This window comes from Bacillus sp. 2175, assembly GCF_057812155.1.
On the sequence record NZ_CM173819.1, the window covers coordinates 4,124,644 to 4,140,203 of the forward strand.

A 15,560-nucleotide genomic window follows, 5' to 3' on the forward strand; every position below is an offset into this window, starting at 1 on the left:
TTTAGTAAACCGTTTCTTTAAAGAAGAATCCTGTATCTAACGGACGATTTACTGGTTGCATTTCTTCTATTTCTTTATATAGATCATCTTTCACGTCATAATATGCATCACGATCTTCTACGCATAAATCAATCGCTTGACGATATTTCTTCGTTACTTCAATAATGTATTCAGAGCTTTTTAGTACACCGTCGATTTTTAAGCTATCAACTTCAGCATCGATTAGTTCCTCTAATTCATCGATGAAACAAATGTCGTTCGGACTCATAATGTGAGTACCATTTTCATCTTCATAAATTGGATATTTATTGTTACGCTCTGGGTCATATAAGAACATATTCTCTTCATATTTTTTCTTTTCAATGTCAAGATTACGTCCTTGATACTCAAAGTAGTTTCCTACTAATGAACGCTTCGATTGGAACATACAAGTCATACCGTGAATTTGTACTTCCAGTTCCACTTCAGCATTTTCTTTTAAATCAACAATTTCATCTAAGCTAAGCTCACGAGCTAATACAGCACGCTTTGATCCTCTTTGTCCCCAGTAATTACAAGTGAACCAGTTTGTTGCTGTCGTTTCTGTATTCCAGTGCAACTGCATATTTGGTGCTACTTCACGAACAGCCATTAATACCGCTGGATCTCCGAAAACAATTGCATCTACATTTACTTCGTTTAAAAATGAAACGTAATCTGTTAATTCTTCTACTTTATCGTTGTGGAACATAGCGTTCATGGCTACGTATACTTTCACACCATTTTCATGTGCAATCTTCACAGCTTGTTTTACATCTTCACGTGAAAACTCCCCTGCTAAACGTAAACCAAACTTTTGCTCACCGATCATTACCGCATCTGCTCCTGCTTTCGCAAGTTGTTCGATATCCGCCACCGCTCTTGGCGTTACTAACAATTCAGGTTTCTTCATACCTTGGTCACCCTCTCTTTTTACTAACAGCTACTCCATCACCAATTGGGAAAATCGTTGTATCATATCCTTCATGGTTCATAAGCCACTCATTGTACGTCTTAATACGACGGATTAAACCACGTGTACGTCTGTTTTCAATTTTCTCTTTTGTCGTTACAAGACCGTGGTACATAACATTATCTGAAATAATTACGCCACCAGGATTTAATAACGGTTCATATAAGTCAAAAAAGCGACGATACTGTCCTTTTGCTGCATCAATAAAAATAACGTCAAATGTCCCGTGTTCTTTTACTTGTTCACCTGTCTCTAACGCATCACCGTAAATAACTGAAATACGATCTGTTACTGGGGAACGTTCTATATATTCAAGTGCTTTTTCATATCGCTCACGATTGCGCTCAACTGTCACAATACGTGAATTTGGAATAGCTTGCATCATACGAATACTAGAATAACCGATTGCTGTTCCAAGTTCTAAAATGCTTTTCGGTCCAATTAAACGTAAAAATTGCAGCATAAATTCCATTCCAAGTCGATCCATAATCGGCACATGATTTTCTGTTGCATATTCTTCCATTTCAAGAATTAATTTATCTTTCGGATCAATAAATGATAATAGGTACTCGTTAACTGCATCCTCCATAAATGGTCCTCCTTATTTACATGGAGAAGTGCCTCTATGACGTCTTTTCACACATAGAATGCAATAAAAATACAAGCCAGCTTTATCCTTAGCTTGTACGTCCCGTTTTGATATTAAAAACGATTCTTCTGCCAGTTTTTAACCCGATATATTTTACCACAAAAAAGAGGGATGTGCGACTTTTTTCGCTATCCCTCCCCATTTCACTATTTTTTCGTAATGTATTTTTGCTTTAATGCATTATGCTCTTCTAATGTTTTCGCATAGTACACTTCACCACTTGGTGCAGCTAAGAAATAATAATAATCTGTTTGCGCAGGTTCTAACGCAGCTTCTACTGAATGTTTACCAGAGTTTGCGATCGGCCCTACCGGTAATCCTTTTACAACATACGTATTGTACGGTGAGTTGACCTTTAAATCTTCGTATAATACACGTTGTTTATGCTTTCCAAGTGCATATAATACCGTTGGATCCGTTTGAAGCGGCATACCTTTTGCTAAACGATTATAAAAGACACTAGAGATCTTTTGACGATCTGTAAAACCAGTTGCCTCTTCTTCAATAAGTGAAGATAATGTTAAAAGCTGATGAACATCCCAATTCTTCGCTTTCATTTTCGCCTCATTTTGAACAATGATTGCATTTGTTTTCTCAAGCATTGGAATTACAATTTCTTCTAACGTCGTATCTTTCTTATAAAACGAATACGTTGCAGGATATAAATAACCTTCTAATGGGTATTTAATATTGCTATCAAAGATTTTATCCGTTAATAACTTCGGATACTTTTGCTGCATTTTTTGAATAAATGCTTTATCGTTTAATTGACGCGTAACATCATCTTTATTCCACTTTAGTTCTGTCGCAATCGTTTCTGCAATTTCAGTTACTTGCGCCCCTTCTTTAATCGTCACTTTATAAAGAGCTGGACGATGCACGTTGCCAGATGACATTTGTTCAATCACATCTTCAGCATTCATTGAAGGATTTAATAAATATGTACCTGCTTGTAAACTTTTCGATTTAGCCTTTGTATAAAAACTAAAAACTGTACCGTTTTTTACAGCGCCTTTTTCTTCTAAAATTTCTCCAATTTTACTTGTAGATGATCCTTTCGGAATTTCTACTTCAATCTCTTTTTTATTCCCGCTATCAACTGGTCCTAATGCGGATGAAATATACGCATAGACTGAACCACAAACTAAAAGCAGTGCAATAATCGAAAATAAAAAGATACGTCTACGCTTCTTTTTCACTTGATTCTCTATCAAAACATTTCCTCCTTACTTAATTGTAGACCGTATGTACACCTTTCTATACAGCACGATGTAAAAACGCAAAAAATTCACTTATCTTTTTTAATTGACACTTTATTTTTCTACAATCCGTCTCATTATACTACAAAGACTTACACAGTTTCGACAAAAAATCTTTCATTTTACATATAAATACAAAAAAAGATGGACTGTATGTCGTCCATCTTTTCAGTACTTATTATTCAGCTTCTTGCTCATCAGCTAGAGTGTTGAACATTTCTTGTACCATTTCCCACTCTTCTTCAGATTCGATTGGAAGTAAAGTTCCGCCCTCTTCTTCATTTTGCTCATAAGCCATTGCATCATAAATTTGGTCTCCATCTTCGTCTACTTCACCGATTGGAGAGAAGACTACGTATGATTTTTTTCCAAATTTTTCAGCGTCAAAAGTGAAAATAATTTCACATAAATGTTCGTTACCTTTTTCGTCTACAATTGTAATTTGATTTTCTTCCATTTTGGTCACCTCTTATTTACTATCTAAAAATCCTTGTAAGATTACGACTGCAGCCATCTTATCAATTACTTGCTTTCGCTTCTTACGGCTTACATCGGCTGAAATGAGCAGACGTTCCGCTGCCATTGTTGACAAACGCTCGTCCCACATTACAACGTCTAATTGTAACAGCTCTCGTAGGTTTTCTGCAAATTGTTGGCACGCTTCACCACGCGGGCCAATTGTACCATTCATATTTTTAGGTAAACCTACTACTATCTTGTCCACATTGTACTGCTTTACTAACTCAGAAATACGATCAAAACCAAAGTGACCTCGTTCTTCGTTAATCTTAATTGTTTCTAATCCTTGTGCTGTCCAGCCCATTTCGTCGCTAATTGCAACTCCGACTGTTTTTGTACCTACATCTAAACCTAATATCCGCATAAACTACTCCTCACGATGATGTTTCAAGTAAGACTTCACAAGCTCTTCAATTAACTCATCACGTTCAAGCTTGCGAATGATGCTACGTGCATCTTTATGGCGAGGTATGTATGCTGGGTCTCCACTTAATAAATAACCGACGATTTGGTTAATCGGATTATAGCCTTTTTCTTGAAGTGCATCATACACAGTTAAAAGTACATCATTTACATGGACACTCTGTTTTTCATCTTGAATGCTAAACTTCATTGTTTTATCAAAACCGTCCATTTCAAGCACCTCACTTATATAGTAAGTATAGGGAGAAGAACTTCTCCTCTCCCTACCATTGTACACTACTATCTCTTTATTTTGAAACAGATTTAACGTACTCTTGTACAAATGCTAAAGCTTCTTCGACTTGAGCTGGGTTTTTACCCCCTGCTTGTGCCATATCAGGACGGCCGCCACCGCCACCGCCGCAACGAGAAGCTACTTCTTTCACAAGTTTACCAGCATGGTAACCTTGGCTAATTAAGTCTTTCGTTACACCTGCTAGGATGTTTACTTTATCGTCATTAACAGACGCTAATACAACAACTGCTGACTCTAATTTATTTTTCAAGTCATCCATCATCGTACGTAAGTTGTTCATATCTGCAACATTTACTTTCGCTGCTAATACATTCACACCATCAACTGTCATTACAGAATCAGTTAAGTTTCCAGCTTCGATATTGCTTAATTTCGCAGCAAGAGATTCATTTTCTTTTTGCAGTTGTTTCACTTCAGCAAATAGACCATCAACTCTTGTTAAAATATCTTTCGGATTTGTTTTCATTTTTCCTGCTGCTTCTTTTAATAAACCTACTTGATCGTTCATTAATTCGTATGCAGACTTACCAGTTACTGCTTCAATACGACGAGTTCCTGCACCGATACCAGACTCAGCAACGATTTTGAAAATACCGATAGAAGCTGTATTTTCAACGTGACAACCACCACAAAGCTCTAAGCTGTAATCGCCAACTTGTACAACGCGTACAACATCTCCGTACTTTTCACCGAATAATGCCATTGCGCCCATTTCTTTCGCTTCTTCGATTGCTTTTTGAGAAATCTCAACATCAATACTTTCCCAAATTTTCTCGTTTACCATACGCTCAATTTTTTCTAATTCGTCAGCTTGTACTTGACCGAAGTGAGAGAAGTCAAAGCGTAGACGTTCAGAAGTTACAAGAGAACCTGCTTGGTTAACGTGTGTTCCAAGTACGTCTTTTAATGCTTGGTGTAGTAAATGAGTTGCTGTATGATTTTTTACAACGCTACTACGATTTTTCGTATCGATAATAGCTTTTACAGCCGCATCTTTCGTTAATGTTCCTTCTTCAACAACAACTTTATGCAAGTTTTGGCCGTTTGGTGCTTTTTGTACGTCTTTTACAAGAACTTTCACGCCATCAGCAAGAAGGTAACCACGGTCTGCAATTTGTCCACCGCTCTCAGCATAGAATGGTGTTACATCAAGAATTAACTGTCCTTCTTCACCAGCTTGTAAGCTGTCTGTGTATTCGCCATTTTTCACAAGTGCAACAACGTTACTTTCTGTTGCAACTGTACCGTAACCAACGAATTCGCTCACTACTTTAATTTCTCCAAGGACACCACCTTGAACTTGCATAGAATCAACGTCTTGACGAGCAGCACGTGCACGCTCACGTTGTTTTTCCATTTCATTTTCAAAACCTTCATGATCAACTGTCATGCCAGCTTCTTCTGCATATTCTTCTGTTAATTCAATTGGGAAACCGTATGTGTCATATAGACGGAACGCATCTACTCCAGAAATAACAGTTGTTTTTTCTTCTTTTGCTTTTGCAATTACTTCAGCTAAAATCGCTTCACCATCATGAAGTGTTTCATGGAAACGCTCTTCTTCGTTCTTCACAACTTTCGCAATGAAATCTTTCTTTTCAAGTACTTCTGGATAGAAGTCTTTCATTACTTCTCCAACAACCGGTACTAATTCAAACATAAATGGACGATTGATGTTTAATTTCTTCGAATAACGAACAGCGCGGCGTAATAAACGACGTAATACATAACCACGGCCTTCGTTAGATGGAAGAGCACCGTCACCAACAGCGAATGTTACTGTACGGATATGGTCAGCAATTACTTTGAATGCCATATCTTTTTCTAAATCGCCATTACGATATTTTTCACCAGAAATTGTTTCTGTTGCATCAATCATCGGCATGAATAGGTCTGTATCGAAGTTTGTAGGCACATCTTGAACGATAGATGTCATACGCTCTAGACCCATCCCTGTATCAATGTTTTTCTTAGGAAGTGGTGTATATGAACCGTCTGGATTATGGTTAAATTGAGAGAATACAAGGTTCCATACTTCTAAGTAACGCTCGTTTTCTCCGCCTGGATATAATTCTGGGTCACTAAAGTCATTACCGTAAGCTTCTCCGCGGTCATAGAAAATCTCTGTATTCGGTCCACTTGGTCCTTCACCGATATCCCAGAAGTTTTCTTCTAAGCGAATAATACGCTCTTTTGGAACGCCCATTTTCTCATTCCAAATTGTGAATGCTTCTTCATCTTCTGGATGGATTGTAACTGATAGTAATTCTTTATCGAATCCGATCCATTTGTCGCTCGTTAAGAATTCCCAAGCCCATGTAATTGCTTCTTCTTTGAAGTAATCACCAATTGAGAAATTTCCTAACATTTCAAAGAATGTATGGTGACGAGCTGTTTTCCCTACGTTTTCAATATCGTTTGTACGAATTGATTTTTGAGCATTTGTAATACGTGGATTTTGTGGGATTACACGTCCATCAAAATATTTTTTTAATGTAGCTACACCACTATTAATCCATAGAAGAGATGGATCTTCATGCGGAACTAGTGATGCACTAGGTTCTACTGCATGTCCTTTTTCTTGGAAAAAGTCTAAAAACATTTGACGAATTTGTGCGCCTGTTAGTTGTTTCATTGTATTTTCCTCCTTAAATATAAAAAACTCCCGTCCCTATAAAAGGGACGAGAGTTAACTCGCGATACCACCCTAATTATGAATTGATTACAATAACAATCAATTCATCACCTCATGGTGCCGTAACGTGGCAAGACGGCAGTGATTAGCTGCTCTCAGGATTAGCTTTCTGTTACCCTTCATTTAAAGCTTCTTTCAGCCATATGGAAGCTTCTCTCTATAAATGGACTGTAACGTACTTGTTCCGTCATTGATTTAATGTATTATATGACTAAATATAATAGAATTCTCTTAAGTTTGTCAATGTAGATAATCATTTATATTGGATTAATTACTTATTAATCATAAGTATTCTACTATTCATTCTTAACAGCCTTTTCATATAGTATGCATTTATTAATAAATCGGAATCTCCTTATAAGAATAATTTATAAAAATTTCTAAATATTACTTTTTTGTTATAATTAAATTATTGTTAATAAAATAAAGGAGCGATCACAATGACAACCTTACTTAGCAAAGCTAAAAACATATTAGCGACTGACGAAACGATATTATTTTACGCAGCATGTTCATTAGACATATTTATTTATCGTTCCGTCGCAAGGCCAGGAATGCTAGTTTTAACGAACAAAAGGCTATTCTTTTATGGGCCAGATGTAAGTAAGAATCCAATATTTGAAGAGTACTCTTTCGCAAAAATTTCTAATCTAAAAGAACAAAAGCGTCTTTTCAACAATCAAATTGTATTTATGTATGATAACGAATGGAAAAAAATAAAACATATTCAAACAAATGATGTGAGCTCCCTCGTTCAAAAGATACACGAGCAGCTTTCTAAATAAATATATGATTAGCCCTCTATTTCTTACATAGAGGGCTTCTATACTTACACATCTTCTTTTTTCAAGAGCGGTCTCACATGAACAATGACAGTGCGAATAACTGCTAAAATCGGAACCGATATTAGCAATCCTACAATCCCAGCTACCTCTCCCCCAACTAGTAAGGCAAGCATAATAATAACGGGATGCATACGAAGTGACTTACCAACGATGTAAGGCGATAAAATGTTACTCTCCACAAATTGCAAAATCGCAATTGTGATCCCCGCCTTAATAAGTAAACTCGTTGATACTGTTGCTGCAATCATTAACGTCGGGATTGCTCCTAAAATAGGACCGAAGTACGGGATTATATCCGTTACCCCAATAATAATGCCAAGCAATAATGGATATTTCATACCGATAAACCAAAAAGAAAGAGCTGATACTCCCCCTAATACTAAACAAACAAATAACTGTCCTCGAATATAACTTCCAAGTGATTTATCAATTTCTTTCGCAAGCATTTGCCCCGTACCTCGCCATTTACTTGGGACTAGTTTCCAAAAGATATGATAAAACTCACCATAATCTTTTAATATGTAAAATACAATGAACGGTATTAAGAAAATAATGAGCAATGAATCGAGTACACCACGAGCTGTACTCATCACTTTATTTAAAAGCGCTTGAATCTTCGTTTCCACACCCACAAAAAGTTGTTTCACCTTTTCATGAATGAACGAAGGGAAATTCGCCGTTTGTTCTGTAACGCCATCCATCCACGAATCGTACATTTTTGTAAACTGCGGAAATTGTTCATTAATCTCTTGTAACTGTTTAATAACGACTGGTGTTCCTTTATAAATCCCATAACCAATTCCGCCAAAGAAAAGGATATAAATGAGCAAAATGGCAAGTGTACGGGGCATCCCTTCCTTATGAATTTTTTCAATTAAAGGGTGCAATAAATACGCAATAAAACACGCGATAAGAAACGGCGTGATTGCTACTTTAAATACAAAAATAATCGGTGCCCATAGCGGCTTAATTTTTAAAAAGACGAGCAGACAAAGAAAAACAAGTAACAATAATCCTAAACGATATATCCAAATGATTTTAAGATTCTTCACATGAAAAACCTCCTCCACCTTTATTTTGAAAATAAATGGGGTAGGTTATGTGCGAAACTTTTAAAATCTTTTCATACGGACCATACTGTTTTTTAAAGACGTACATATAAATAACATAACAAGGACAACCACCCCTGAGAATACAGCATGAATTAATATAATCAGGAGGGCTAATTATGGTTTTGTTTATGCTTGGATTATCAGCACTTTTTATGATTCTTGAATGGATTTGTATCGGGTTCGGTATTTGGAAGGGGTTCTTTATTCATTCCTCACGTAAAGAAAAAGCGAAGCAATTATGGCAGTATGGAATACTTGGCGTTGGCTGCTACGGTCTATCTTATCTTTTCTCAGAGATCGGACTTTTTTATTTACATATGGGTGCATAAAAAAACTCCCTTGTCTACAAGGGAGTTTTTCACTTTATCGAAATGATTATAAGTAAGACTTAATCATCTTACGTGCTTTTTTCATATTGCGTTTTGAAAATACATCTTGCTTACGAGCATATTGATATGCTGCAGCTCCAACACCTAATGCGATTAATGAATTGCGTAGATTCAAAGTAAATCCCCCTTTTCGTTATCCGATCGTTCTTTCATTCTCATCAAATAAATCATCAAGAGAGCTTAGTGAACCATCTTCCTCAACTTGATGCGTATGGATTTTCCCCTTTGAAACCGATAATTCGATATAACAATTCCAGCAATAAAATTGGTTGACACCTATTTTTCCAATGTCTTTCCCTTTGCAATTTGGACAAATAAACATATGGCTTTCATCTCCTTACAGTCTCCCAGATTCTATTCGCCATTATGTCCAAACTGCATTCATTTATACATTTTACTGGAGCCTTTCAACGCTATGCGTTTGAAAGTTTCACTATATAATTTCACCTTGTTACATGAAATCATACGGTGAAATGTTTTCCACGTCCATTTCCTCGCCATTAACTGTGACCATCTGTACTTCTCCTTGTGATTCTTGCAAGCGACTAGCTAAGGTTGTTTGACGCATTGCATCATCAAGGCGATTTACACCAGATTGGAAAGCTGCTTCCTCTCCGCAAATAATAAGGAACTTCTTACTTCTTGTAATGCCCGTGTAAATTAAATTACGACGTAACATACGGTTGTAACTTTTCACGATTGGCATAATAACAATCGGAAATTCACTACCTTGTGATTTATGAATGGAACAACAATATGCATGCGTAATTTGATTTAAATCGGGCTTCGTATACGTTACCTCAATTCCGTCAAATGAAACGATAATCATATCTTGTTGCTCAACGTTTTCTTTCGCATAAAACACCGAAACAATTTCCCCAATATCACCATTAAACACTTGGCTCTCCGGCTGATTCACGAGTTGCAGTACTTTATCGCCTCTTCGGTACACAACATCACCGTAAGCAATTTCTTTACTCTTTTCCCTCTTCGGATTAAATACTTGTTGCAGCGCTTCGTTTAATACATTAATACCAGCAGGCCCACGGTACATAGGTGCTAATACTTGTACATCTCTTGCGCTAAAGCCTTTTGTTTTAGCATTTTCACAAACTTTTTTCACAACCTCAACAATTTGAGCTCCTGTACAGCCGATAAATGAACGATCTTTTTGATTTTGTGCTAAATCTGGTGGTAGAGTTCCATTTTTTATCGCATGGGCAAGTTGAATCACTGATGAGCCTTCCGCTTGACGATAAATTTCAGTAAGCTTCACTGTCGGAACTGCGCCTGCATTTAATAAATCTTTTAATACTTGTCCAGGTCCTACAGATGGCAACTGATCTTCATCACCTACAACGATAACTTGAATGTTCGTCGGCAACGACTTAAATAGCTGATTTGCAAGCCAAATATCAACCATTGAAAATTCATCGATAATAAGGAGCTTACCTTGGACAGGATCCGTTTCATTACGCTGGAAAGATCCTTCTGGCGTCCAACCAAGTAAACGGTGAATTGTGCAAGCTGGAAGTCCTGTCGATTCACTCATCCGCTTCGCTGCTCTTCCTGTTGGAGCTGTTAATAGTATTGGAAATGGATTATCATCACTGTATTCATTCGGATTTAACGATAACCCGTGTAGTGATGCATACATTTCAACAATCCCTTTAATAACTGTTGTTTTCCCTGTTCCTGGTCCACCTGTCAATAACATCATCGGTTTATGAAGTGCCGTTTGAATTGCTTCTTGCTGAAACGGTGCATATTGTACGTTCAGTTGTTCTTCAATTTCACCTAACGTTTTTAACACTTCTGCTTCTGGAAATGAAGGTGTTTCTTCTTGATTCATAAGCCTGCGAATAGACTTTACAACACCTTTCTCAGAGTAGAATAACGTTGCTAAATACACTCGTTCTTCTTCTATGATGACTTTCCCTTCACTTTGCATCGTTTCAATACAACCTATAATATCTTCCTCAGTCACTCTTCCTTCTTGATTGTTTAAAAGTGACATCGTTTCTCTTACAAGTTGATCTTTCCTCATATAAACGTGACCAAGTTGTAATGAGACATTCTCTAATGTGTAAAAACATCCTGCGCGTACACGGTCGTCATGATTACCCGATATCCCTAACGCACGCCCTATATCATCCGCTCTTCCAAAACCAATCCCGTCCACTTCTTCGATAAGTTGATACGGATTATTACGAATCACTTCTAATGTCATCTCTTTATATTGCTGGTAAATCTTAATAGAAAGTTTCGTTCCAAAACCGTAGCCATTTAAAAAGCTCATTACTTTCTCTAGCCCTTGATGTTCAACAATTGTCTCATATATTTCCTGAGCCTTTTGTTTATTAACAACACCATTTAATGCCTCAGGGTCATCCATAATTTTAGAAATAGCATGTTCTCCGAGATGGTCCACAATTTTTTCAGCTGTACGCTTTCCTATCCCTTTAAATAAATCACTCGCTAAATATTGCACCATACCTGCTTTTGTTTGCGGCAATTCTTTTTTAAATGTTTCAACCATATATTGTTTTCCATACTTTGGATGGTCCTTAAAATGACCTGTCAATGTAAACACTTCATCTTCATGCATGCGGGGAAAATGACCGTTTATCATTACTTTCTTTTCGTCATACGTTTCATTCGTTTCAATGACTTTCATACTGACAACGGAATAGAGGTTTTCTTCGTTGTGGAAAATGGTATGAAGAACTTGCGCTTTTATAAACTTTTTCTCTTCCTCAAACAAATCCATTGCATGTTGATTTCCCATTTTTCCTCTCCTTTCCGGTATTTTCACTTTAATGAGCAGTACATCCCCCACCTTTTTAGATGAGGGATAACTACCCATTAAACTATATTTTTATCTTATTCAGCTTCTTGCTCTAATAAACGAACGCCATTACCCGCTAAAAAGTGATCTGGCTGAATTTCAGTTGCTTTCTTAAATAAAGCGAGAGCCTTCTCATTATTTTCCTCAAATACGTACGCAACACCTAAATTGTAATACGCATCTGCATGCTCCTCATCCATTTCTAATACCTTTTCAAAATAAGGTTTCGCCTCTTGAACGTGTTCTAATCGCGCGAAGCAAAGTCCGCACTGGAATACAGCTTCTACATCGTTTTCATCTAATTCTGTTGCTCTTTGTAAGAATGGTAGTGCAAGACGATCATTTCCAAGCTGTACATGTGTGATACCTAACATAAATGTTACATCAGCTGATTGTAATCCAGCTTGCATTGCTTGTTCAAATACAGCTTTCGCTTCAGTAAATTGCTCTTGGCCATAATATACATTTCCTAAACCATAATAGGCTGCTGCAGATTTATCATCTAACTCTAGTGCACGTTTATAAAATAAAATCGCTCGCTCGCTATCACCTAATACGTCTAATAAATTTGCAAAATTAATGTACCCAAGCGCATCTTTCGGATTTTCTTCGATTGCTTCTGTAAAATTTTTAGCTGCTTCTTCCCAGTTTCCTTCTTGCATATATTGAATACCTGTTTCAAGTTTGTTTGACATGTCCTTCACCTCTACAACAAATTATAACAAAGAATGTATTTTCCAAGCGAACGAAAATTCGCTTTATGTAAAAGAAACCTCTAACCGCTAATCGGCAGAGGCTTCTCATTTATCCTAAATAATCCAATTTCTTACCACTACGGTATACTTCATCAATTGTAGCACCGCCTAAGCACTCATCTCCATCATAGAAAACGACTGCTTGTCCTGGTGTAATTGCACGAATTGGCTCATCACAAAGAATACGAACTGTATTTTCATCAACGATTTGAACCGTTACTTTATTGTCTTCTTGACGATAACGGAATTTCGCCGTGCACTTAAATTCTGTTTCTTTTTCTTTGTTACTTACCCATCCTACATTCGTAGCAATAACTTCATCACCATATAGAAGTTCGTTATGGAATCCTTGATCAACATATAAAATGTTTTCTTTTAGATTTTTCCCAACAGCAAACCATGGGTCACCATTACCACCAATTCCAAGGCCATGACGTTGTCCAATTGTATAATACATTAAACCGTCATGCTTCCCTTTCACTTCACCAGATAATGTTTGCATTACACCTGGTTGTGCCGGTAAGTAGTTACTTAAGAAATCTTTAAAGTTACGCTCACCAATGAAGCAAATACCTGTACTATCTTTTTTCGCCGCTGTCGCTAAGCCAGCTTCTTTCGCCATTTCACGAATTTGCGGTTTCTTTAATTCACCTAACGGGAACATTGTTTTTGATAATTGCTCTTGGCTTAATTGATTTAAGAAATATGTTTGATCTTTATTGTCATCAACACCGCGAAGCATTTTATATTCGCCGTCCATATAAGCAACGCGTGCATAATGGCCTGTTGCCACATAATCCGCACCAAGCGCAATTGCATGCTCTAAAAATGCTTTAAATTTAATTTCTTTATTACACATTACATCTGGGTTTGGTGTGCGACCAGCTCGGTACTCATCTAAGAAGTACGTAAATACTTTATCCCAGTATTGTTTTTCAAAGTTTACTGCATAATACGGAATACCAATTTGGTTACACACTTCAATTACATCATTGTAATCTTCTGTTGCTGTGCAGACACCATTCTCATCTGTATCATCCCAGTTTTTCATAAAAATTCCGATTACATCATAACCTTGCTCTTTTAATAAAAGTGCTGCTACAGATGAATCGACGCCACCGGACATTCCGATGACAACGCGTGTTTCGTGAGGTAGTTTGTTCATCATGTCACCTCCCATACTAATTTTGTGTTAATCGCTTCACGATTTTCACTGTTTCGTACGCCGCTTTTTCAATTTGCTCTTTCGTATTTCCAAGTCCAAAACTAAAGCGTACGGATGAACGTATTTGATCGGAGTCTTTTCCAAACATCGCTACTAATACATGTGATGGATCAATCGAACCAGCTGTACAAGCAGAACCACTTGATACTGCAATACCAGCTAAGTCTAAGTTCACAAGAAACGGTTCAATGTTCATTCCTGTAAAACTTACATTAAGTACATGCGGTAAGCGATGTTCTAAGTTTCCGTTTACCTCGAAAGTAATGCCTTCATTTTTGAAGACAGATACCATTATATCTTTAAACTCTTCATATTGGGCATTTTTTTGCTCACGAGTTTTTTCAGCTATAAGAATTGCATGCTGAAGCCCAGCAATACTAGGCACATTTTCCGTACCAGCACGGCGTTTTCTTTCTTGCTCTCCGCCTATTAATAACGGTTCAAATTTCACATTTGTACCAGCGTATAAGAAACCTACACCTTTTGGCCCGTTAATTTTATGAGCTGAAATTGATAATAAATCAATACCAAACTCTTTCACATTAATTTCTACTAAACCGTAAGCTTGTACCGCATCTGTATGGAAATACGCTTGATGCTCTTTTAACAGCTTTCCTATTTCCACAATCGGTTGCATCGTCCCTACTTCATTATTCCCAAACATAACAGATACAAGAATCGTCTCTTCTGTTAATGCCTTTTGTATGTCAGAAACTTGAATGCGCCCTGTTTCATCGACAGGTAAATATGTCACTTCAAACCCTTCACGCTCTAACAATTCGCACGTATGCAAAATCGCATGATGTTCAATTTGCGTCGTTATAATGTGGTTACCTTTATGACGGTTCGCACGTGCTACACCGATAAGCGCTAAATTATCAGCTTCTGTACCACCGCTCGTAAATATAATTTCATTCGGATTCGCATGAATGCTGCGTGCACACACTCTTCTCGCCTCATCTACTGTGTGACGAGTTTGACGTCCATAAAAGTGAATACTAGACGGGTTCCCGAATATTTCTGTCATATATGGAATCATCTTTTCGACCACTTCTGGGTGAGTCGGAGATGTCGCAGCATGATCTAAGTAAATGCGTTCCATTAAATCTCCTTCTTTCCAAATCGTTTCACAAGGAATTAAATGTAAAACATATAGCCCCCGTGATTTTCTTCCTCATAACGTACTAAATCTTCTAACGTTGTACTATCTAACACTTCTTGCACCGCATCACGAACACGCATCCATAATTGGCGTTGTGCTGGTTCTTCTTCTTCTATCATTTCTACAACACTAATCGGACCCTCTAATACACGGATTACATCTCCAGCTGTAATGTTAGCCGGCTGATCTGATAGTACATATCCCCCATATGCTCCCCGCGTACTCTTTACTAGACGCGCGTTACGAAGTGGTGAAATTAATTGCTCTAAGTAATGTTCCGATAAGTCATGTGCCTGCGCAATTGATTTTAATGAAATCGGACCTTCACCAAACTTTTTTGCAAGATCAATCATAATTGTTAAGCCATAGCGGCCTTTCGTTGAAATTTTCATC

The 15,560-nt window shown here is 37.3% G+C and carries 17 protein-coding genes and 1 other annotated feature; of the genes, 2 read left to right on the plus strand and 15 right to left on the minus strand.

Features of this window, described 5'->3' with window-relative positions; all coding sequences use genetic code 11:
• Position 1 precedes the first annotated feature (1 nt).
• From ACXKY9_RS21395 to alaS, 7 genes are all read right to left on the minus strand, one after another.
• Positions 2–931 (minus strand): peptidase U32 family protein, encoded by a 930-nt coding sequence (locus ACXKY9_RS21395; RefSeq protein ID WP_000742807.1) that lies wholly within the window; start codon positions 929–931, stop codon positions 2–4.
• 7 nt (positions 932–938) lie between these two features.
• On the minus strand, positions 939–1,580 hold the full coding sequence (locus tag ACXKY9_RS21400; RefSeq protein WP_000389102.1) for an O-methyltransferase: 642 nt from the start codon (positions 1,578–1,580) through the stop codon (positions 939–941).
• A 206-nt stretch (positions 1,581–1,786) separates the two neighbouring features.
• On the minus strand, positions 1,787–2,854 hold the full coding sequence (gene mltG / locus ACXKY9_RS21405; protein WP_000572137.1) for an endolytic transglycosylase MltG: 1,068 nt from the start codon (positions 2,852–2,854) through the stop codon (positions 1,787–1,789).
• Between the two features lie 223 nt (positions 2,855–3,077).
• A complete protein-coding gene (locus tag ACXKY9_RS21410; protein ID WP_000392247.1) occupies positions 3,078–3,356 on the minus strand; it encodes a DUF1292 domain-containing protein in 279 nt (92 codons plus the stop codon).
• Positions 3,357–3,368: 12 nt separating this feature from the next.
• The gene (ruvX, locus tag ACXKY9_RS21415; protein WP_001221193.1) at positions 3,369–3,782 is read right to left on the minus strand and encodes a Holliday junction resolvase RuvX; all 414 of its coding nucleotides are present in this window, start codon (positions 3,780–3,782) and stop codon (positions 3,369–3,371) included.
• A gap of 3 nt (positions 3,783–3,785) precedes the next feature.
• Positions 3,786–4,052 (minus strand): IreB family regulatory phosphoprotein, encoded by a 267-nt coding sequence (locus ACXKY9_RS21420; protein WP_000348590.1) that lies wholly within the window; start codon positions 4,050–4,052, stop codon positions 3,786–3,788.
• A 76-nt stretch (positions 4,053–4,128) separates the two neighbouring features.
• Positions 4,129–6,771 (minus strand): alanine--tRNA ligase, encoded by a 2,643-nt coding sequence (gene alaS, locus ACXKY9_RS21425; RefSeq protein ID WP_038413739.1) that lies wholly within the window; start codon positions 6,769–6,771, stop codon positions 4,129–4,131.
• Positions 6,772–6,811: 40 nt separating this feature from the next.
• Positions 6,812–7,031, minus strand: a binding site (T-box leader).
• A gap of 240 nt (positions 7,032–7,271) precedes the next feature.
• Between alaS and ACXKY9_RS21430 the strand changes: the two genes are divergently transcribed.
• On the plus strand, positions 7,272–7,616 hold the full coding sequence (locus ACXKY9_RS21430) for a PH domain-containing protein (RefSeq protein WP_000209585.1): 345 nt from the start codon (positions 7,272–7,274) through the stop codon (positions 7,614–7,616).
• Between the two features lie 44 nt (positions 7,617–7,660).
• Here ACXKY9_RS21430 and ACXKY9_RS21435 read toward each other — a convergent pair whose 3' ends face one another.
• Positions 7,661–8,728 carry an AI-2E family transporter gene (locus tag ACXKY9_RS21435; RefSeq protein ID WP_000793128.1) on the minus strand — a complete coding sequence of 356 codons (1,068 nt, stop codon included), beginning with the start codon at positions 8,726–8,728 and terminating at the stop codon, positions 7,661–7,663.
• 176 nt (positions 8,729–8,904) lie between these two features.
• On the opposite strand from ACXKY9_RS21435, the gene ACXKY9_RS21440 reads away from it, so the two are divergent.
• Positions 8,905–9,117, plus strand: coding sequence for a hypothetical protein (locus ACXKY9_RS21440; RefSeq protein ID WP_000242535.1), 213 nt, complete (start codon positions 8,905–8,907; stop codon positions 9,115–9,117).
• A 46-nt stretch (positions 9,118–9,163) separates the two neighbouring features.
• Here the strand turns inward: ACXKY9_RS21440 and ACXKY9_RS21445 are convergent, their stop codons facing one another.
• From ACXKY9_RS21445 to cymR, 7 genes are all read right to left on the minus strand, one after another.
• Positions 9,164–9,292: a YrzQ family protein gene (locus ACXKY9_RS21445; protein WP_001053553.1), complete on the minus strand. Its 129-nt coding sequence runs from the start codon at positions 9,290–9,292 to the stop codon at positions 9,164–9,166.
• Positions 9,293–9,310: 18 nt separating this feature from the next.
• A complete protein-coding gene (locus tag ACXKY9_RS21450; protein ID WP_000469281.1) occupies positions 9,311–9,499 on the minus strand; it encodes a hypothetical protein in 189 nt (62 codons plus the stop codon).
• Between the two features lie 129 nt (positions 9,500–9,628).
• Positions 9,629–11,965, minus strand: a complete 2,337-nt coding sequence (gene recD2, locus ACXKY9_RS21455) for an SF1B family DNA helicase RecD2 (RefSeq protein ID WP_000528086.1) — start codon at positions 11,963–11,965, stop codon at positions 9,629–9,631.
• 95 nt (positions 11,966–12,060) lie between these two features.
• On the minus strand, positions 12,061–12,720 hold the full coding sequence (locus ACXKY9_RS21460; protein WP_000066409.1) for a tetratricopeptide repeat protein: 660 nt from the start codon (positions 12,718–12,720) through the stop codon (positions 12,061–12,063).
• A gap of 109 nt (positions 12,721–12,829) precedes the next feature.
• Entirely contained in the window at positions 12,830–13,945 is a 1,116-nt protein-coding gene (gene mnmA / locus ACXKY9_RS21465) for a tRNA 2-thiouridine(34) synthase MnmA (RefSeq protein WP_001038010.1), read from the minus strand.
• A 16-nt stretch (positions 13,946–13,961) separates the two neighbouring features.
• On the minus strand, positions 13,962–15,107 hold the full coding sequence (locus ACXKY9_RS21470; RefSeq protein WP_000439894.1) for a cysteine desulfurase family protein: 1,146 nt from the start codon (positions 15,105–15,107) through the stop codon (positions 13,962–13,964).
• A 35-nt stretch (positions 15,108–15,142) separates the two neighbouring features.
• Positions 15,143–15,559 (minus strand): cysteine metabolism transcriptional regulator CymR, encoded by a 417-nt coding sequence (gene cymR, locus ACXKY9_RS21475; RefSeq protein ID WP_000704116.1) that lies wholly within the window; start codon positions 15,557–15,559, stop codon positions 15,143–15,145.
• Position 15,560: the final 1 nt, after the last annotated feature.

Excerpts from the sequence above, each read along its gene's own strand:
- ACXKY9_RS21460 (WP_000066409.1), bottom strand. The coding sequence starts at position 12,720 with ATGTCAAACAAACTTGAAACAGGTATTCAATATATGCAAGAAGGAAAC.
- ruvX (WP_001221193.1), bottom strand. The coding sequence starts at position 3,782 with ATGCGGATATTAGGTTTAGATGTAGGTACAAAAACAGTCGGAGTTGCA.
- ACXKY9_RS21395 (WP_000742807.1), bottom strand. The coding sequence starts at position 931 with ATGAAGAAACCTGAATTGTTAGTAACGCCAAGAGCGGTGGCGGATATC.
- alaS (WP_038413739.1), bottom strand. The coding sequence starts at position 6,771 with ATGAAACAACTAACAGGCGCACAAATTCGTCAAATGTTTTTAGACTTT.
- ACXKY9_RS21410 (WP_000392247.1), bottom strand. The coding sequence starts at position 3,356 with ATGGAAGAAAATCAAATTACAATTGTAGACGAAAAAGGTAACGAACAT.
- ACXKY9_RS21400 (WP_000389102.1), bottom strand. The coding sequence starts at position 1,580 with ATGGAGGATGCAGTTAACGAGTACCTATTATCATTTATTGATCCGAAA.
- ACXKY9_RS21450 (WP_000469281.1), bottom strand. The coding sequence starts at position 9,499 with ATGTTTATTTGTCCAAATTGCAAAGGGAAAGACATTGGAAAAATAGGT.
- ACXKY9_RS21430 (WP_000209585.1), top strand. The coding sequence starts at position 7,272 with ATGACAACCTTACTTAGCAAAGCTAAAAACATATTAGCGACTGACGAA.
- recD2 (WP_000528086.1), bottom strand. The coding sequence starts at position 11,965 with ATGGGAAATCAACATGCAATGGATTTGTTTGAGGAAGAGAAAAAGTTT.
- mnmA (WP_001038010.1), bottom strand. The coding sequence starts at position 13,945 with ATGAACAAACTACCTCACGAAACACGCGTTGTCATCGGAATGTCCGGT.
- ACXKY9_RS21420 (WP_000348590.1), bottom strand. The coding sequence starts at position 4,052 with ATGGACGGTTTTGATAAAACAATGAAGTTTAGCATTCAAGATGAAAAA.
- ACXKY9_RS21440 (WP_000242535.1), top strand. The coding sequence starts at position 8,905 with ATGGTTTTGTTTATGCTTGGATTATCAGCACTTTTTATGATTCTTGAA.
- ACXKY9_RS21470 (WP_000439894.1), bottom strand. The coding sequence starts at position 15,107 with ATGGAACGCATTTACTTAGATCATGCTGCGACATCTCCGACTCACCCA.
- cymR (WP_000704116.1), bottom strand. The coding sequence starts at position 15,559 with ATGAAAATTTCAACGAAAGGCCGCTATGGCTTAACAATTATGATTGAT.